The organism is Rhizobium sp. WYCCWR 11128 (assembly GCF_013416305.1).
GTDB classification, from domain to species: Bacteria; Pseudomonadota; Alphaproteobacteria; order Rhizobiales; family Rhizobiaceae; genus Rhizobium; species Rhizobium indicum.
In genome coordinates this window covers 185,424-203,770 of sequence record NZ_JACCEZ010000009.1, presented here as the reverse complement: position 1 = coordinate 203,770, position 18,347 = coordinate 185,424, and the positions used below count along the sequence as shown (strand labels likewise).

Genomic DNA, 18,347 nt, shown 5'->3' with positions numbered 1-18,347 from the left:
CAGACGTCCGATCGCCGACGGGAGCAGCAGGCGGGATGCGGATCTATGCCGCGCGCTTCAGGGCATCACCGAGGATCGAAACGATCGTGTCGATCTGGCTTTTCTCGATAATGAGCGGCGGGGAGAGGGCGATAATGTCGCCGGTCACCCGGATCAGCAGGCCCTTGTTGAAGCAGTCGACGAAGATATCGTAGGCGCGGGTTCCCGGCGCGCCGTCACGAGAAGCCAGTTCGACTGCGCCGACCAGTCCGAGATTGCGGATGTCCACCACGTTGGGCGAGCCTCGCAGCGAATGGAGAGCCTCCTGCCAGTATTCGGCGAGCTCGGATGCGCGGGTCAGCAGCCCTTCCTCCTCGTAGATCTCGAGCGTCGCGAGCCCGGCCGCGCAGGCGACCGGATGGCCGGAATAGGTGTAGCCATGAAAGAGTTCGATCACGTTATCAGGTCCGACCATCAGGCCGTCATAGACCTTGCGGCTGGCAAAGACCGCGCCCATCGGGATCGTGCCGTTGGTGATGCCTTTTGCCGTGGTGATCAGGTCGGGCACAACGCCGAAGTAGTCGGTCGCGAAAGGAGTGCCGAGACGGCCGAATCCGGTGATGACCTCGTCGAAGATCAGGAGGATTCCATGCTTGTCGGCGGTTGCGCGCAGCTTCTCCAGATAACCCTTCGCAGGCAGCACCACGCCCGCCGATCCCGACATCGGCTCGACGATGACGGCGGCGATGGTCTCGGCGCCGTGCAGCTGTACCAGCCGCTCGAGATCGTCCGCTAATTCGACGCCGTGGGCGGGAAGGCCCTTCGAAAACGCATTGCGCTCAATGTCGAGCGTGTGGCGCATGTGGTCGGCCGGTATTTGCGGGAAGACCCGCCTGTTGTTGACGAGACCGCCGACGGAAATGCCGCCGAACCCGACGCCGTGATATCCCTTCTCGCGCCCGATGATCCGCGTGCGGGTGCCCTGGCCGATCGCCCGCTGATAGGCGATGGCGATCTTCAGCGCCGTATCGACCGATTCCGAGCCCGAGCCGGTGAAGAAGATCCTGTCGAGCTTGGCTTCTGGACCACCCGGCGCGTTCGCAGCCAATTTCGCAGCGAAGTCGAAGGCGATCGGATGCCCCATCTGAAAAGTCGGCGCGTAGTCGAGCGTTGCAAGCTGCCGCTCGACGGCGTGGGCGATCTTCTTGCGGCCGTGGCCGGCGTTGCAGCACCAGAGCCCGGCCGTGCCGTCAAGCACCTGATTTCCATCGACGTCGGTGTAGTACATTCCCTCCGCGGCTGCGAGAAGCCGCGGCGTGGCCTTGAATTGCCGGTTCGCGGTGAACGGCATCCAGAAATTTTCAAGTACGGGTGCGTTCGTTTTGCTGAGCTGGTCCATCCTGGCCTCCTTTGGGAATGGCGCCGAGAATGACAATTTCTCCTTTTCAAACAAGTCCTTTTCTTTGTTGGTGCAAGTTATTGAAATTCAACAAATGGAAAGGTATAATTTTGGATATTCTGGACAACACAAACGAACCGTATCATGTCAGTCGACATCGGCAGCCGCCTTCGCCATCTCCGTATCGCCCATAAGCTTTCCCAGCGCGAGCTCGCCAAGCGCACCGGCGTGCCCAATTCGACGATCTCGCTCATCGAATCGAACGCCTCCAACCCGTCGGTCGGGGCCTTGAAGCGAATCCTGGACGGCATTCCCATCGGTCTGGCGGAATTCTTCGCCTTCGAGCCCGAGCGCCCAAGGAAGGCCTTCTATGCGGCCGAGGAACTGGTGGAGATCGGCAAGGGCGCCATTTCCTACAGGCAGGTTGGCGAAAACCTGTTCGGCCGCAGCCTACAGATCCTCAAGGAATGTTACCAGCCGGGCGCGGACACAGGAAAAGTTCCCCTTGTTCACGAGGGGGAGGAGGGCGGGATCGTGCTCTCGGGAAGGCTCGAGGTGACGGTCGATGACGAGCGGCGGATCCTTGGAGCGGGTGACGCCTACTATTTCGAAAGCCGGCGCCCGCACCGTTTCCGCTGCGTCGGACCGGTGCCCTGCGAGGTCATCAGCGCCTGCACGCCGCCGACTTTCTAGAGCCTTTCCGGGTTAGATTGAAGCATTCTGTTGGCTCAAACGGAGTCGGATGGTCGACCGGATGGCGCGTGTCGTAGCCCGGCTCTACGGCCAAGCCGGCCGGTCGATCAGCCGGCCCGTTTCAGCCAACCCGAAGGGCCGGGCAACTTTCCGCCAGGATCAAAGGCGATCGGCTCGGACGTATCTTGGGGTATGCCCTTCGCCAATCGCCTTTGCCCTGACGAAAACCTGCTCCGGCAGAATGCTGCAATCTAACCCGGAAAGGCTCTAGTTCTTGCCCTCGATGCGGGCAAGCACGCCGTCGAGTGCGGCGGTCAGCGCGGCAACGCCGCCCTTCTTCTCGAAGTCGGAGAAAACCTGCTCGTTCAGTCCGCCCTTGGTCGCGAATTCGCGGCTCAGCGCGCTGAACGGTTCGTTGCCGGGGCTGTTCGCTTTCTGCGCGAGGCTTGCAAAGAGCGGGGCAATGTAGGCCTGTCCCTTCGCCTTTTCGAGGCCGCTTCTTTCCAGCCAGACGGCAACCTGCTCCATGATGCCGAAATAGGTCGACATCATTGCGCTCGCTGCTGCGAGAAGATCATATTCCTTCCTCGACTGGCATTGGACAGCCGTTCCAAGCGCATCGAAAAGCGCGGCGACAGTGGTATCAGGCGGATAGACGGCGGTGACGCCTTGCCGGCCGGCGACGAAGGGCAGGGGGATCGCCTGCACGAGATGCACGTCGGCGCCGATCCAACCGGAGAGGGCCTGGCGCTCCGTCGCCGCAACGAGGCTGACGACCATTAGGCCATCCCTGAACGATAGCGCGCGCACGACCTCCTCGGCGACCTGCGGCCGTATCGCCAGGAATACCATGTCGCTGCGATCGACGACGTCCTGATTGTCCTTGGCAATTCTGACAGTGGCAAATTCGTCTGCCAGCGTCGCGGCGATGTGAGCGCTTCGTGGAGACACGTGAATCTCGGAGGCATAGGCCGGCTCAGTGAGAAGCCCGCGAACCATCGCTTCGGTAATCGCGCCGGTGCCGACGAAGCCGATACTGTCGATTTTCATTTGACTACTCCGCAGCCCGCAGCGGGCCTAACGCGACATCCGTCGTATAGTTCTCGCGCATGAAGTTGATGAAATTGTCCTGGAACTGGCGCGTATGAGCGTGGGCGAGTTCGTCGGCGAGCTCCACGTTCTTATCCCTGACGGCATTGAGCATGAGCGTGTGCTCGTCGGTCAGGAGGTAGCCCTCGTGGGTGCGCTCCAAATATTCGAAATGCAGGTGGAGCATCCGCTGCCCCTGCGACAGCAGCTTCTCGTAGAATGAGGCCAGATACTGGTTTTTCCCGGCATGGGCGATTGCCATGTGAAATTCCTTGTTGGCTTCCGACATGGCGAGGTGATTGCCGGTTTTGACCGCCGCTTCGAACGACTTCAGCCGCTTGGCGATGATCTTAAGGTCAGCTTCGGTCCTGAGCGCGGCGGCAAGCCGCGTATTCATGCGCTGCGCGATGTCGAGCGCCTCCACATATTTGGGAAACGTCGCCACTTCGATCGGCGCTACGATCGTGCTCCGGTTCGAGAGCGTGACGACCAGCTCGTCGGCGCCGAGCCGGATCAGGGCTTCGCGCACCGGCGAGCGCGACATGTCGAAGCGTTCGGCGAGCGTCATCTCATCGAGAAGCTGACCGGGCGGTAGAGCGAGCGACAGGATCTCGTTACGGAGCGTCTCGTAGACGCTTTTCCAGCCGGTCCCGCGGATTCGTTTCACTTCCGATTCATCAGACACTTAGGTCCCTTTCTCTCGACGCGGGTCCCATTGGGCCAGAAAAGCCGCGTGTCGGCAATGTAATTTTTCCGCTTGACTTTGTCGACACGCTGTTGACATATCTTTCTCAGTCGACACGCAGCCGACAAGGAAAATAACAGAAACGGCTACAGCCGACGAGTGGAACCGCGCGCTTCGCGCATAGCAAAAGAGGAATGCCGATGCTTTCGAAGTTGATAACGTCCGCCTTGCGGGCGCTGCCCGCGCTCGCTCTCATGGGAGGTCTTTCCGCCACCGCCGCACAGGCTGAGACCGCTGAGGGATATTGGCAGGGTGTGCAGAAGGCGGGCGTGTTGCGCTGCGGCGCAGCGGTTGCTCCGCCCTATGTCATGCGCGATCCGGCGACCGGAGAATATTCCGGCTTCTTCGCTGATCTCTGCAAGGAATTTGCCGATGTCCTGAAGGTGAAGCCCGAATTCGTCGATACGACCTGGGACAACATCGTTGCCGGCCTGCAGGCCGGCAAATGGGATCTGTCGCTGGCGCTGAACCGGACGCCGGCCCGCGCCATGGCCGTGCAGTTCTCGATCCCGGCGATGGAGTACCAGATCTCGCTCGCTTACAACAAAAACAATCCGAAAATTGCAGCCGGCGCCGCTTCGGTCGCCGATATCGACAAGGCGGGCGTGACGCTCGCCGTCATGTCCGGCACGGCGCAGGACAAGGCAATTTCCGCTGCGGTGAAGAACGCTACGGTCATGCGCCTTCCCGGTAACGACGAGACTCGCCTGGCGGTCACCTCGAAGCGCGCCGACATCCTGGTCGACGCCTCCGACACCAACCAGCTCTTCACCCAGTCGAACCCGGAATGGGCAGTGGCGCTCAACCCGACGCCGGCCCTCGCCAAGCAGGGGGTCGCTTTCGGTCTGCCGCACAATCTTTCGGCTGCTGACGTCGAGGTGGTCGATATCTTCCTCGAAGAGAAGGTCGCGACCGGCCACGTCGACGAGCTGATCAAGAAGGCGGTCGACGACGTGCTCAAGGGCGCGAAGTAATCTCACCGGCCGGTGCGAGGTTCGCGCCGGCCCTTCCAGCTTCGATCATCGGAGATTGGCATGACCACGTCCTTCAGCCTTCCCCTCGTGAAAATGCAGGCGCTTCACAAAAGCTACGGCAACGGCGCCATTCAGGTGCTGAGAGGCATCGACATCGAAATGAAGCCCGGCGAACGCGTCGTCGTCATTGGTCCGAGCGGCGGCGGCAAGAGCACGCTGCTGAGGGTGATGATGGGCCTGGAGCAGATCGACAGCGGGTCGGTCAGTTTCGATGGGAAACCCTATATTTCTTCCGAAAGCGCGGGCAGGAAGACCCAGATCGACACCAATGTCCGCCGTTCGATCGGCATGGTCTTTCAGCACTACACGCTGTTTCCGCATCTGAACGTCATACAGAATCTGGTTCTCGCTCCCTGCAAGGTGCGTGGAGAAGCCAAGGCAAAGGCCACGGCCCGAGCCCAGGCGCTGCTCGAGCGGTTCGGCCTCGGCGCCAAATCCAATGCCTATCCGGCCCAGCTTTCCGGCGGCCAGAAGCAGCGTGTCGCCATCGCCCGCGCGCTGATGCTCGACCCGAAGCTGATGCTTTTCGATGAGGTCACTTCGGCGCTGGACCCGGAACTCGTCAGCGAGGTGGAGCATGTCATCCTGCAGCTCGCCGCCCAGGACATGCCGATGATGATCGTGACGCATGACATGTGGTTCGCCAAGAACATCGCCTCTCGCGTCATCTTCTGCGCTGGCGGCGTGGTCGTCGAGGACGGCCCTCCCGAGCAGGTGCTCGGCGCCCCCCGCGAGGAGCGGACGAAGGAATTCATCGACCGCGTCTTTCATATCAAGCAGTAGGCCATATCAAGCGGCAAGGAGGGCATCGTGAACTACACGTTCGACTTCAATGCAGTATCTATCGCTCCGCTTCTGCAGGGGCTGTGGGTTTCGCTGGAACTGACGGCTGCGGCAAACGTCATCGGCATCGTCTTCGGCTTCGCGCTCGCCCTTCTGATCATGAGCCCCTACCGGGTCGTGCGGCTGCCGTTCATGCTGTTCGTCGAATTCTTCCGCTGCACGCCGGCGATCGTTCAGATCGTCTGGATATTCTATTGCGTGCCGATGCTGTTCGACGTCTTCCTCGACCCGGTGACAATGGGCATCCTGGCGCTTGGGCTCAATCTGATGGCGTTCAACGCTGAGGCCTACCGGGCGTCCATCCAGGCGGTTCCGCGCGAACAGCTCGACGCCGGTATCGCGCTCGGTCTCAATCCGCTGCAGCGGGTGCTCTACATCGTCTTCCCGACGGCGTTCCGCGCATCGATCCCGGTACTTCTAACCAACGGTATCGTCATCTTCCAGCAGAGCGCGCTGGTCGCGATCGTCGCTATCCAGGACCTGATGTACCAGGGCAAGACGCTGGCCACCGAGACCTACCGCCCGATCGAAACCTTTACGGTCGTCGCTCTCATCTATTTCGCCGTGTCCTTCCCGATAACCCAGATCGTCGGCCTGCTCGAACGCCGCCGCCAGATCCTTGTCAGCTAGGAGGCCAGAATGACGCTCGACTTCTCCATCCTGCTGCGTTTCGAACACGCACTTCTGCTCGGCCTGTGGATGACGCTCAAGCTGACTGTCATCTGCATCGTGCTCGGATGCTCTCTCGGCTTTCTCGTCGGTCTTCTCAGAACGTCGCGCAATCTCGCGCTTCGCGCAATCTCCAGCATATATGTCGAGTTCTTCCGCGGCACGCCGGTACTTATCCAGCTCTTCTGGATCTTCTTCTGCCTGCCGCTGCTGCTCGGCGTCGAGCTCTCGAACCTGGCGTCGGGTGTCATCGCGCTGACGCTCTATATGGGGGCGATCACCAGCGAGACGTTCCGGGCCAGCCTCAAATCCATCGGCCAGGAACAACTGGACGCCTGTGTCGCCCTCGGCCTGCCGCGCAGGAGCCAGGTGATGAACGTCGTGCTGCCGCAGGCCGTGCTGCGCGCAATCCCGACGCTGCTGTCGAACTGCGTCAGCCTCTTCAAGGAGAGCGCCCTGGTTTCCGCCGTCGGCATGGCGGATCTGATGTTCGTCGGTCAGAACATCTCCAACAACACTGCCCGTCCCGTCGAAGTGCTGACGGTCGTTGCCCTCATCTACTTCGCGATCGCCTTTCCTCTGACGCGGGCCGTCTCGCTCGTGGAAGGCCGGATCCTGAAGAAGCTTGCAATCTGAAGATAGTCGTTCCCAGACAGGAGAATTCCCCATGAAACTTTCCGGCGTCATGCCCGCGCTCATCACTCCCTTCGACACGAACAACAAGATCGACTTCAAGGCGTTCGAAAAGCACCTGACGGCGCTGCGTGCGGCCGGCGTCACGGGCTGGGTGCCGATGGGTTCGACCGGCGAATACTTCTCCCTCTCGAACGAGGAGCGCGACGAGGTGCTCAAGTTCGTCAAGGACTTCGCCAATGACGGCGAGATACTGATTGCCGGCACCAACGCGCCTGCCACCCGCGAGGTGATCGAGAACACGGCGCGCGCCAGGGAGATCGGCTATGACACCGTTCTGCTCGCCACACCCTTCTACACGCGTCCGACGCAGGACGAACTGCTCGCGCATTACCGCGCCGTGCTCGACGCCTCTGATGTCAATCTCATCCTCTACAACTATCCCCCGAAGGACGGCATCGAGATCTCGTTCGACTTGATGGATGCGCTCGCCGACGATCGCCGGGTGATCGGCATCAAGGAGAGCTCGGGGGTTCTGCAGCGCGCTGTCGATATCCATTCGCGCTACAAGGGCCGTATCGATCTCGTCTCGGGTTCCGACGATATCGCGCTGGACTTCATGTTCTGGGGGGCGGATTCATGGATCTGCGGTCCGGCCAACTGCATGGCGAAAGCGTGCTGCGACCTCGACCGGACGTTCCGTTCCGGCGACCTCGAAAAGGCCCGCGAGATGATGACGGTTCTCTACAGAGCGCTGAACATCCTCGAGAGCGGCAAGTTCGTCCAGAAGATTAAATATGGCTGCGAGCTCCAGGGCACGCCGGTCGGTACCTGCCGCGCGCCGCTCGGCGAACTGACGGCGGAGGAGAAGGCCGAATTCAAGGCGGCGATGCAGCCGATCCTCAACTGGTAACAGGCCTCGACTGGTAACAGTTATGGGGCGGCCAAGCCGCCCCGAAACCACTGAAATTGCGAGGTTGGCCGTGTCATCCATCGTGGTCGTCGGCGCCGGCATTATCGGCACCACAATCGCCTATGAACTGCAGCGCCGGGGAAAAGCCGTCACCTTGCTCGACAAGGCGGCGCCGGGCCGCGGCGCTTCCTATGGCAATATGGCGAGCATCGCCGTCACCGAATTCATGCCGGCCTCGCGTCCCGGCATCTGGGCGCAGATGCCGAAATGGCTGCTCGATCCGGAGGGTCCGGTCCGCATCCGTCCCGGCTATCTGCCGAAACTGGTGCCCTGGTTCCTGCGGTTCCTGGCTGCGAGCCGTCCCTCGAAGCTGCGGGAACTGGAGGCAGCCGGCGCCGTGCTGTGCCGACGCGTCTACGAAGACCTGGACGCGCTCCTGAAGGAAACCGGCCTCGGACACATGCTGACAGCCGAGGGATGTCTCAGCCTCTATACCGATGACGCCGAGTTCAAAGCCGATCGGGAGCATATGGAAATCCTGGAGCGCTTCGGCTTCAGGCACGAAATCCTTGGCGGCAACGCCATCCGGGACCTCGAGCCTGTTTTGACGACGAAGATCGGCAAGGCGGTCCTCTTTCCCGACAACCGGTCGATTGCCGATCCCTACAGGCTTGTCGTCGCCCTGTCGGAGAGGTTCGAAGCGCTCGGCGGCAGGATCGTTCAGGGGGACGTCGTCGATTTCGAGCAGGGCGACGCCGGCGTCTCCGCGCTTCGATTGGCGGACGGGCGTACCGTTGTTGCCGACAAGGTGGTGCTTGCGGCCGGCGCCTTCACCGCCCGGCTTTCTGCCCTGCTGCGGGAACATATCCCGCTTGAAACCGAACGCGGCTATCACACGCAGATCATGGAGCCCGGCATCTCGATGCGTCATTCGATCATCTGGCCGGCGCGCGCCTTCATGGTCACCCCGACGGCAGGCGGCATCCGCGTCGGCGGCACGGTAGAGATGGCCGGTCTCGACGCGCCACCGGACTATCGGCGTGCGGAGATCCTGGTGAAGAGGGCTCAGGAGGCATTGCCGGATCTGAAGGTCCGGCAGGCAACGGAGTGGATGGGGCATCGCCCGGCGCTGCCCGACACCGTGCCGGTCATGGGGTCTTCCGCCAAACGCCGCAACGTCTGGTACGCGACCGGCCACGGACATCTCGGCCTCACCTATGCGGCGACGACCGGCCGCCTGATGGCCGATCTCATCACGGGCGTCGAACCGCCCGTAGACATGAAACCCTATCGCGTCGACCGTTTCTGAGCGGCGTCGGCGCAAGGCGAAGGGAGTGACTATGCGAAGCGAACTCTACATCGATGGGCAATGGGTGAAACCGGCCAAGGGCGGAACCTGCGAGGTGATCAATCCGGCGACCGAGGAGGTAATCCACAGGATCGCCGCCGCAACGGCCGAAGACGTCGACCTCGCCGTGAAGGCCGCGCGCCGCGCCTTCGACAAGGATGGCTGGCCGAAGCTGACGGGAGCCCAGCGCGCCGGATATCTCCGCGCCATCGCGGACGGCATCCGCGCCCGTCAGGCCGAAATCGCCCGCCTAGAAGTCCTCGACAACGGCAAGCCGTTTCCGGAGGCCGACTGGGACGTCGCCGACGCGGCGGGCTGCTTCGACTTCTATGCGGGGCTGGCTGAACAGCTCGACAACAATCCCGAGGAGGCGATCGCGCTTCCCGATGCGCGGTTCACGTCCAAGGCGGTTCGCGAGCCGATCGGGGTGGCTGGCGCGATCATTCCCTGGAACTATCCGCTTTTGATGGCGGCATGGAAGGTTGCCCCGGCGCTTGCCGCCGGCTGCACCGTGGTGCTCAAGCCCGCCGAATTGACATCGCTGACGGCGCTCGAGCTGGCGGCGGTCGCCGACGAAGCCGGCCTGCCTGCCGGCGTCCTCAATATCGTGACGGGCGCTGGCTCGATCGCCGGGCAGGCGATCATCGACCACAGGCAGGTCGACAAGCTCGCCTTTACCGGCTCCGGACCGGTCGGCTCGAAAATCATGGCTGCGGCTGCCCGCGACATCAAGCGCGTCAGCCTGGAGCTCGGCGGCAAATCGCCCTTCGTCGTCTTCGAGGACGCCGATATCGACAAGGCCGTCGAGTGGATCATGTTCGGCATCTTCTGGAACCAGGGCCAGGTCTGCTCTGCCACATCTCGCGTTCTCGTGCACGAAGCAATCTATGGCCGTCTGCTCGAACGGCTGGTGGAAGAGACGAACAGGACCAAGATCGGCAATGGTCTCGACGAGGGAACCCTTCTCGGCCCGCTCGTCTCGAAACGCCAATATGACCAGGTCGTCGCGGCGATCGAAGGCGCCCGGAAGGCCGGCGCCACTGTCGCCTGCGGCGGCACGCGCCCGGAAGGATTCGACAGAGGGTTCTATCTCAGGCCGACGGTGCTAACCGACGTGCCGCTCGACAGCGACGCGTGGAAGGAGGAGATATTCGGGCCGGTGGTCTGCGTGCGCTCCTTCAAGATCGAAGAGGAAGCCGTGGAGCTCGCAAACGACTCGCGCTTCGGCCTAGCCGCGGCTGTGATGTCGAAGGACGATGCTCGCGCCGAGCGGGTTGCCGCCGCCTTCCGCGCAGGAATCGTCTGGATCAACTGCTCGCAACCGACGTTCACGGAAGCACCGTGGGGCGGCTACAAGGAATCCGGCATCGGCCGCGAACTCGGACGCTGGGGCCTCGACAACTATCTCGAGACCAAGCAGATCACCCGCTTCACCAGCGAAGACCCCTGGGGCTGGTACATCAAGCCGGAGGCGGCCGAATGAACTGGAACCGGACGCTGGATCTGCTGCAGGTCCACTGCCAGGGCGAGGTCGGCAAGGTCATCGTGGCAGGAGCGCCGGAGATACCGGGCGCGACGATGCTCGACAAAATGAACCACATCAACACGGTCGACGACAGTCTGCGCCGCTTCGTGACCTTCGAGCCGCGCGCCAACGTCGCCATGTCGGTGAACCTGCTGGTCGCGCCGACCCGCAGCGATGCGGATGCCGGCTTCATCGTCCTCCAGGCCGACCGTGCCCACCCGATGTCCGGAAGCAACTGCATCTGCGTGGTCACAGCACTTCTCGAGAGCGGGCGGGTGCCGATGTCGGAGCCGGAGACAGTCGTCCGCCTGGACACGCCTGCCGGTCTCGTTGTCGCACGCGTCGTCTGCCGCGACGGACAGTGCCTGTCCGTCAGCCTCGACAATGTGCCGAGCTTCGCCGAAGTGCTGGACAAGGAGGTGGAGACGCCGAAATGGGGCCGCATTAAAGTCGACGTCGCCTTCGGCGGCGTCTATTACGCGCTCGTGGATGTCGAACAACTCGGCCTCGATATTGCGCCCGCCAATGCCCGGCTGCTCGCAGAAGCCGGTATCGAGCTCAAGTCGCTTCTGTCAGGGCAGGTCTCGGTCGCCCATCCCGTCCTGACAGGCGTCGATGAGATTGCCTACGTGATGTTCCGTGGACAGGAGGCCGATGGGGCAGTGCGGACCTGCACGACGCTGCAGCCCGGCCGCGTCGACCGCTCGCCCTGCGGAACCGGCAGTTCGGCGAACCTGGCGACGCTCTACGCCCGCGGTGAGGTTGCGGTCAGAGACCGCAGAACGTCGCGGTCGATCATCGGCGGGGAATTCCTGGCGGAGGCGATCGGCGAGACCGAGGTGGGCGGCCGCCGCGCCGTGCTGCCGAGAATAACCGGCCGCGCCTTCGTCTATGGCCGGGAGCAGCTGCGCATTTCCGACGACGATCCCTTCGCCGCAGGATTTGCTCTGTCCGACACCTGGGGTCCCCAGGTCGGCCTTCTCGGTTAGGAGCTCCAGATGTCTCTCGTTCAACCCCTCACCGGTCAGACGGTCCTCGTCACAGGAGCATCGGGCGGGATCGGCGCCGCCATCGTCGAGCGCCTGTCTGCCGAAGGCGCGCGGCCCGTGATCCATTACGGGCGCGACAGAGAGAGGGCGCAAGCCCTTCTCGGCAAGCTGGGTGGAAACGGCCTGATCGTCCAGGCCGACCTCTCCAGTCCGGACGGCGCCTTCGCGTTGTGGCGCGACGCGCTCGCGGCGGCGGGGCGGATCCATGCCGTCGTCAACAATGCCGGCATCCGCAGCGAGATCTCGATCGAAGCCGATCCCGCCGATTGGCGGATCGCCTGGCAGACCGAGTTCCAGGTGAATCTCTTCGCAGCCGCCGATCTCTGCAAGGAAGCCCTCGCGCATTTCAAGCACCATGGCGGCGGGCGGATCGTCAACATGGCAAGCCGCGCGGGACAGCGCGGCTATGCGGCCGACGCCATGCCTTACGGAGCGACCAAGGCGGCGCTGATCAATCTCACAAAGTCGATCGCGCGCAGCTTCGGGCGCGATGGGATCGTCGCGGTCTCTGTCGCGCCCGGATGGGTGCGCACCGACATGGCCGAGGATTTCGTTGTGAGGCACGGAAAGGATGCGGCGGTCGGCGATATCCCGATCGGCGAGATGGCCGAGACGGCGGAGATCGCCGAGCTGGTGGCCTTCCTACTTCGCCCTTCGCAGGCCTCGGTCAATGGGGCGACGTTCGACATCAACGGCGGCAGTTACATCAGGTAGGGAGGTTCGATATGAAAAGATTTGTGGGTAAGGTCGCGGTGGTCACGGGCGGCGGCGGCGGTATAGGGTCGGCCATATCGAAGAGGTTGGCCGACGAAGGCGCCCTGGTGGTGGTGGCTGATGCCAATGCCCAGGCGGCAGGCGAAGTCGCTTCGCTCATCGAGGCGGCGGGCGGATCGGCAACCGCCATCGGAGCCGATATATCGCGTAAATCGGAATGCGTCGACCTCATCGAGAAAGCCTTTGCGATCAAGGGCCGGCTGGACGTGCTGGTCAACAATGCGGGCATAAACCGGCGCGGAAACCTGCTGTCCCTCTCGGATGAAGACTGGCAGACGAGCTTCGCGGTCAACCTGGATTCGATGTTCCATCTCTGCCGTGCGGCCCTGCCGCAAATGATCAATGCCGGTGGCGGCGCGATCGTCAACACGGCCTCGCAATGGGGGCTTTACCCCGCGCCGAACCACATCGCCTACAACACGACGAAGGCGGCGGTCGCCGCCTTCACCCAGAACCTCGCCCGCGACTATGCGCCCGACAAGGTCAGGGTCAACGCCGTCTGCCCCGGTGAAATCCACACGCCGATGCTCGAAGCCGGCGTCACCCGCGCCGGCCGGACGATCGCCGATCTCGACAAACTCGTGCCTTACGGCCGTATCGGCAGGCCGGAGGAGGTGGCAGCGCTCGTTGCTTTCCTTGCATCGGACGAAGCGGCCTTCATGTGCGGCTCGCTCGTGGAAATTACCGGCGCGCAAGCCGTGGCTTGAACGAGCCGGGCGGGCTCGGTGATGGCATACCGGACTGTCGGACGCTTAATCCTGCTTTTGTTTCGGATTTCGTCCGGTTACAAGGCGAGGAGGCTGCGAACATTCGACCGAACGGAAGGCATCGATCTTGAATCTCCTGCGTCGCGCGCTCTTGGGGTCCATCGGGGCGATGATCGGCTGGAAACCGTCATCGGCCACGGAAACCGGCGAGGAAACGTCCAGCCAAAACGAGGCGGAGGAATCGTCGGTGACGCCCCGGCATGTCCTTTGTTTCCTCGGCAAGGAACGTGACCTCAGCCCCTTGTCCGAAGCGGCATTGCAGGCGATCCGTGACTTCGCGACGGGTTTCAGCATCGACGAGGACTATTCTCAGTCCGAGCCTGATGACCGGATGGTCCAGTCGTTCGCCGTGTGCTGGGATCGGGTCGAAGCCGATGCATGGAGCCCAGCAGACGAGGAAGCCGTCGCCGATCATCAGTCGGTCCTCTATGTCCTCGGGCCGAGCATGCCACAGGCGGAGACGGTGAAGGTTTCGATGCTGGCGCTGCGCCTCGTCGAGCGATTGATCGATGCGGGAGCGGTTGCGGTAAAGGGCGAGAGCGCTGGCATTGCCCATGGCCTCGACCGATGGAGAGAGCTGATCCGCCAAGGCGCCGAGGCGGTAAAGGCCGCCGACCCACTGGCTGAGCAGCGCATCGGCCGACTGGCCTTTGCGAAGCGGCCGCTATCGGTTCCGGAATACCTGGAGAGCGTCGGTTTCCATCTCGTCGGATTGCCGGAGGTCTATGTGCCTGAAACGGCCGGCAACGAAAGGCAGATCGTCGCCATCATGGATGCGGTGGCCGACGAGATCGCAGGGCGGGGCCTTGAACCGACGCTCAAGGGTCGCCACGCAAGCCTCTCCTTCGATTCGACTTACGAAGTGGATGAGTTCAAGTTCAACCCATACGGCATCGTCAGGCTGCCCAAGTGAGCCTGGGCTGTCGCCCCGCAGGGCTTCGATTTCCGCCTCAGTTGTAGGTGATCTTGTCGCCGACCCTCGGGCGATTGAAGTAATGGCGATCGAAGCTGTAGCCATTCTGCCCGGTGAAGTTTGAAAAGAACGCCGAGACCGGCGTCGTCAATGTGTACTGCACCCGGGTCAGCACCACCTGCACGCCGTCATCCTGGATCTCCGAAGGGACCTCGATTGTGCTCGCCGAGCCGGAGGTAAGTGCGGAGGTGTTGAGCGCTGCAGACCAGTTGACCGTCGCGCTGCCGCTCTTGGCGATATCGTCCACCGCCAGCGTGATCGTCAGCCCTGTCGTGTCATAGGGCTGCAGGATGAAGCTGGCGCCGGAGAGAAGCTTGGCGACATCGGATTTCGTCCAGGAGCCCTGCTGTGAAATCATGTCGCCTGTGGAAGAGGCGATCTCATCTATCTTCCGGCTGACTGTGAGTGCATGGCCGAGATCGACGGTGCCGAACAGGAGCATCACCAGGATCGGCAACACGAGCGCGAATTCCACACCCGAAGCCGCCGACCGGTCGCGCATGAGATGACGGGCGCGGGACCGGGTAAAGCGGAAGAAGGACAGGCTCCGTTTTATGATCATGTCAGAAAGGCTCGTTGCGGAACAGAACGGAAGATCCGAGCAGGTAGCGGCCGTCCGAAAGCTTGGCGCTCGACAGGCTGAAGAAATTGACGACGGCTGTCCATGGCAGAAATGTCTGAACCAGGATGTAGTCGCTGCCCTTGCCGATATCATAGGTCTCGGTCACAGTGAGATTGCCGCTGGCGTCGATGGGGTCGGTGCTGGCGGCGGACGAGAGGTCGGAAAGCACGATCACCTTGACCAGCAGACCGCTGGAGCAGCTGAACGACAGCAGCATGTCGTTGCAGATTCTGGCCTTGAAATCGGCCAGCGTGATGTTGGAGGACGCAACCTCGCCGGTGCGGATCATCCGGGAGATCTTGTGCACCGAAGCGTCCAGCGCCGAGTTGACGAAGAACATCAGCGACACTTCGATAATGCCGAATATCATGATGAAGAGCGGCAGAGCCAGGATCGCAAATTCGATCGCAGCGACCCCTTTGCGATCGCCAAGCAGGCGGCGCAGCGATGCGAAGTGTTTCCCTCGCCTCATTGGGTCAGCCGGACGGATGCGAGATATTGGGTGAAAAGCGCCGACAGACCTGCGGTGATCTCGGTCGACGACGACGCGGATATGAACAAGCTCTTGGAGGATGCGCAGTCGGAAAGCGCATAGGGGATGTAGTCGCGTCTCGTGATGCTGGTCGACACGCCGCTTTGCATGGTGCCACCGTAGGTGCTCTTCCAGCTGGCGCTTGCCATGGTCGAGCCGACGGTTGCGTTGTAACCCCAGTCCGAGGTGATCGGCAGGTATTCGGTGTAGAGAACCGCCATGGTGGCGGACTGGTTTTTGACGTAGGCGCACCAATCCGGATTAAGCGGCGCCACCTTGTTCCAGTATGCCCCATACGTCGCCTGCCCGTTCTTCCATGTCACCTTGTCGGTCACCCATTCGCGCTGCGATTGGACGCCGTCCGTCAGCAGGAGAACCAGCTTGAGCGGCGAGCCCGAGGATGTTCCGTCCCCTCCGGTGCCGACTTTCTGTTTGAGCGTCGCCAGGGAGACGTCAAAATAGGTGGCTGCCTTCGAGGTCGCGCTGGTGAGGCCGTAACTTGCGTCCGCGAGGCGATTGCGCGCCGTGTCGGTGCTGAGCGTCGGGGTCAGAACTTCCGTGAGGGTATCGCCGAGGCTATATAATCCGACCTTGATGCGTTGATGATTGCTGTCGGAGTCGTCAATCATGTCGAGCACGTCTCTGACGGCGTCACCGGCAACATCGGCGCGCAGCTTTATGTTCTTGGCCGTGCTGTATTCGTAATTGTTGGCGTATTTCGTCTTGCCGATAGTGTGCGCATCGCCCGTGTGGCAGGCGAACTGGCATCCGATGCCGGAATACATGGCCGACTGGCCGGCCGTTGTTGCCGCCAGAAGCATCGACGGGGATGTGTCGATGACGATATAGACGTTAAGATAGGAGGTGGCCGGCCCCTTGACGGCGCTTGCCACGCTGACGTCGACGGTGTCGATGTTGGCGATCTTCATCAGCGTCGTCGGAACCGTGCCGCTGGCCGTCGCCGTGATCTTATGGTTTGATGTATCGATGTCGATGTCGCCAAGCGCATAGCTGTTTTCCACCTGCGCGTGGAACCAGTCTGCAACCTTTTCCTTGAGGGCGTCGGTGTCGTCGGTATCGATCTCTTTGACTGCGGCGATCAGGGCCGTGTCCAGGTCGCTCTGCATCCTCTGACGGACATTGTAGGTACGAATGTAGTCAAAGCTCGCGCCGACTGCGACGATCATCGGCACCAGGGTGAGGGCAACGACGATCGCGACATTGCCGCCCCTGTCCCGTCCGAGACCGCGAAGGGTTTTGAAGACCCGAGCAAGTGAATATGAAAGACCCGAGCGCAAAAAGACCACCGTCAAATAAGTCATACTAATGTGCAAGAAGTATCCGAAGTGCTTAAGCCTTTGTTAATTCCTGTATTTTCCGAGAGGCGGTGAGCTGTCGGCGCAGTGTTTTCTGCGCAAATTGTATATGCCTGCGAATTATGGATAGCCGTGGAATGACATATCATCTCATTCAGGCTGCGGGATCGCATGCGTGAGTGAAGCCGGAAGCGGAAACACGCCCGGCGCCATCCGCGACCTCTCCAGCGTTTCGTTCAACAGCGTGCGCTATTCAAGCACGGAGATCAGCGCTTTGGGGGCAAGTTCTGCTCTTTCTTGTGCCGAAGACCAGACCGGCGAGGCTGGCGTGGGACATTTCCGCAAGGCTGGAAATGGATAACCCAGCGATGATCGTGCGTATCAAGAATTCGCATTCAGCGCTGGATCAGGAGGTCGTGCGGGCGTTTTTGAACGTCATGCGGGGACATGTTCCGTTGTTGAAGAAGTCGCCCACGATGCCGATCCAGCCTTCCGACGTCTGGGTCGGCATGGCCTGGGATTGGGCGCTCACTTCGCCCTTCCTGGCCGAAATTAGCCACTTAAACCCGGTCTTTATTCGAACGCCATCGATCCTCGGCCATGAGCTCGCCGGTGTGATCACTGCGCTCGGCTATGGCACCACGGGACTGTCGATCGGTCAGCGGGTGTTCGGCCTGACTGACTGGTTTCGCGACGGCACACTCGCTGAGTACGTCGCGGTGGAGTCCCGCAATCTCGCGCCATTGCCCGGCAACGTCGACTTCACAGTGGGCGCCAGCCTGCCGATATCTGGCCTGACCGCATGGCAGGGACTGTTTCAGCACGGCCGCCTTCAGGCGGGACAGACCGTGCTCGCACACGGCGCGGCTGGCGCCGTCGGCTCGATCGTGACGCAGCTTGCGCGGGAAGCCGGCGCCTATGTCATCGGCACCGGACGCGCCGCTGACCGCCAGAGGGCTCTCGACTTTGGTGCAAATGAATTCGTCGATCTTGAAAACGACACCCTGGAAGACGTCGGCGGCGTCGATCTGCTATTCGATGTCATTGGGGGCGATGTTCAGGGGCGGTCCGCAGCGCTGATCCGGGCCGGGGGAACGCTTGTGACAGCCGTCGGCCCGACGGATATTCGACCTGCGGATGGCCTGGCGGTTGATTTCGTCGTTGAGGCTGATCGTGCCCAGCTATCCGAGATCGTTAGTCGGGCCCGGGACGGGAGGCTGCGGACGAACATCGGCAAGGTTTCAAGTCTGGGCAATGCGGTCGCCACCTTCAATTCGACGGAGCGGCGCGCGGGAAAGACGGTCATCCGCGTTCTCCCGTGAGGACGGTGCGAGAAGGAGGATATTCGCGGCGGACTTTGACCGGCGCGTCTTCCTCAATGATTGTCTCGACGTGTACTCCCTGGAGGCGGTGGGTCCAGGGAGTGCTCAATAAAACACGAGCT

Annotated in this window: 19 protein-coding genes; 13 read left to right on the top strand and 6 right to left on the bottom strand. The window is 62.1% G+C overall.

Features of this window, described 5'->3' with window-relative positions; genetic code table 11:
• Positions 1-43: 43 nt before the first annotated feature.
• Positions 44-1,378 carry an aspartate aminotransferase family protein gene (locus HX898_RS25075; protein WP_180196082.1) on the bottom strand — a complete coding sequence of 445 codons (1,335 nt, stop codon included), beginning with the start codon at positions 1,376-1,378 and terminating at the stop codon, positions 44-46.
• A gap of 144 nt (positions 1,379-1,522) precedes the next feature.
• On the opposite strand from HX898_RS25075, the gene HX898_RS25070 reads away from it, so the two are divergent.
• Positions 1,523-2,071 carry a cupin domain-containing protein gene (locus HX898_RS25070; RefSeq protein ID WP_003550363.1) on the top strand — a complete coding sequence of 183 codons (549 nt, stop codon included), beginning with the start codon at positions 1,523-1,525 and terminating at the stop codon, positions 2,069-2,071.
• Positions 2,072-2,338: 267 nt separating this feature from the next.
• Here HX898_RS25070 and HX898_RS25065 read toward each other — a convergent pair whose 3' ends face one another.
• A complete protein-coding gene (locus HX898_RS25065) occupies positions 2,339-3,121 on the bottom strand; it encodes a pyrroline-5-carboxylate reductase (protein WP_180196081.1) in 783 nt (260 codons plus the stop codon).
• A gap of 4 nt (positions 3,122-3,125) precedes the next feature.
• Entirely contained in the window at positions 3,126-3,845 is a 720-nt protein-coding gene (locus HX898_RS25060) for a GntR family transcriptional regulator (RefSeq protein ID WP_027664541.1), read from the bottom strand.
• Between the two features lie 200 nt (positions 3,846-4,045).
• On the opposite strand from HX898_RS25060, the gene HX898_RS25055 reads away from it, so the two are divergent.
• From HX898_RS25055 to HX898_RS25005, 11 genes are all read left to right on the top strand, one after another.
• The gene (locus tag HX898_RS25055; RefSeq protein ID WP_168264758.1) at positions 4,046-4,879 is read left to right on the top strand and encodes a transporter substrate-binding domain-containing protein; all 834 of its coding nucleotides are present in this window, start codon (positions 4,046-4,048) and stop codon (positions 4,877-4,879) included.
• Positions 4,880-4,939: 60 nt separating this feature from the next.
• The gene (locus HX898_RS25050; protein ID WP_180196080.1) at positions 4,940-5,722 is read left to right on the top strand and encodes an amino acid ABC transporter ATP-binding protein; all 783 of its coding nucleotides are present in this window, start codon (positions 4,940-4,942) and stop codon (positions 5,720-5,722) included.
• 27 nt (positions 5,723-5,749) lie between these two features.
• Positions 5,750-6,412, top strand: coding sequence for an amino acid ABC transporter permease (locus HX898_RS25045; protein ID WP_027664544.1), 663 nt, complete (start codon positions 5,750-5,752; stop codon positions 6,410-6,412).
• Positions 6,413-6,421: 9 nt separating this feature from the next.
• Positions 6,422-7,087 (top strand): amino acid ABC transporter permease, encoded by a 666-nt coding sequence (locus tag HX898_RS25040; protein WP_180196079.1) that lies wholly within the window; start codon positions 6,422-6,424, stop codon positions 7,085-7,087.
• A 31-nt stretch (positions 7,088-7,118) separates the two neighbouring features.
• Positions 7,119-7,997, top strand: coding sequence for a 4-hydroxy-tetrahydrodipicolinate synthase (gene dapA / locus HX898_RS25035; RefSeq protein WP_180196078.1), 879 nt, complete (start codon positions 7,119-7,121; stop codon positions 7,995-7,997).
• 22 nt (positions 7,998-8,019) lie between these two features.
• On the top strand, positions 8,020-9,306 hold the full coding sequence (locus HX898_RS25030; protein ID WP_180196077.1) for an FAD-binding oxidoreductase: 1,287 nt from the start codon (positions 8,020-8,022) through the stop codon (positions 9,304-9,306).
• A 31-nt stretch (positions 9,307-9,337) separates the two neighbouring features.
• Entirely contained in the window at positions 9,338-10,828 is a 1,491-nt protein-coding gene (locus HX898_RS25025) for an aldehyde dehydrogenase family protein (protein WP_180196128.1), read from the top strand.
• On the top strand, positions 10,825-11,859 hold the full coding sequence (locus HX898_RS25020; protein WP_180196076.1) for a proline racemase family protein: 1,035 nt from the start codon (positions 10,825-10,827) through the stop codon (positions 11,857-11,859). Before HX898_RS25025 ends, HX898_RS25020 begins: the two co-directional genes overlap by 4 nt.
• 9 nt (positions 11,860-11,868) lie before the next feature.
• Complete coding sequence (locus tag HX898_RS25015; RefSeq protein WP_180196075.1) at positions 11,869-12,633, top strand: SDR family oxidoreductase; 765 nt, start codon at positions 11,869-11,871, stop codon at positions 12,631-12,633.
• Between the two features lie 11 nt (positions 12,634-12,644).
• Positions 12,645-13,400, top strand: a complete 756-nt coding sequence (locus tag HX898_RS25010; RefSeq protein ID WP_180196074.1) for an SDR family NAD(P)-dependent oxidoreductase — start codon at positions 12,645-12,647, stop codon at positions 13,398-13,400.
• 127 nt (positions 13,401-13,527) lie between these two features.
• Complete coding sequence (locus HX898_RS25005; protein ID WP_180196073.1) at positions 13,528-14,373, top strand: hypothetical protein; 846 nt, start codon at positions 13,528-13,530, stop codon at positions 14,371-14,373.
• 37 nt (positions 14,374-14,410) lie between these two features.
• On the opposite strand, the gene HX898_RS25000 is transcribed toward HX898_RS25005, so the two are convergent.
• The 3 genes from HX898_RS25000 to HX898_RS24990 are packed head-to-tail and all read right to left on the bottom strand — an operon-like array spanning position 14,411 to position 16,909.
• Positions 14,411-14,995: a TadE/TadG family type IV pilus assembly protein gene (locus tag HX898_RS25000; protein ID WP_180196072.1), complete on the bottom strand. Its 585-nt coding sequence runs from the start codon at positions 14,993-14,995 to the stop codon at positions 14,411-14,413.
• Position 14,996: 1 nt separating this feature from the next.
• Positions 14,997-15,527 (bottom strand): TadE/TadG family type IV pilus assembly protein, encoded by a 531-nt coding sequence (locus HX898_RS24995; protein WP_180196071.1) that lies wholly within the window; start codon positions 15,525-15,527, stop codon positions 14,997-14,999.
• On the bottom strand, positions 15,524-16,909 hold the full coding sequence (locus HX898_RS24990; RefSeq protein WP_180196070.1) for a TadE/TadG family type IV pilus assembly protein: 1,386 nt from the start codon (positions 16,907-16,909) through the stop codon (positions 15,524-15,526). Before HX898_RS24990 ends, HX898_RS24995 begins: the two co-directional genes overlap by 4 nt.
• A 362-nt stretch (positions 16,910-17,271) precedes the next feature.
• Here HX898_RS24990 and HX898_RS24985 point away from each other — a divergent pair, with 362 nt between their 5' ends.
• The gene (locus HX898_RS24985; RefSeq protein WP_348649484.1) at positions 17,272-18,225 is read left to right on the top strand and encodes an NADP-dependent oxidoreductase; all 954 of its coding nucleotides are present in this window, start codon (positions 17,272-17,274) and stop codon (positions 18,223-18,225) included.
• Positions 18,226-18,347 lie beyond the last annotated feature (122 nt).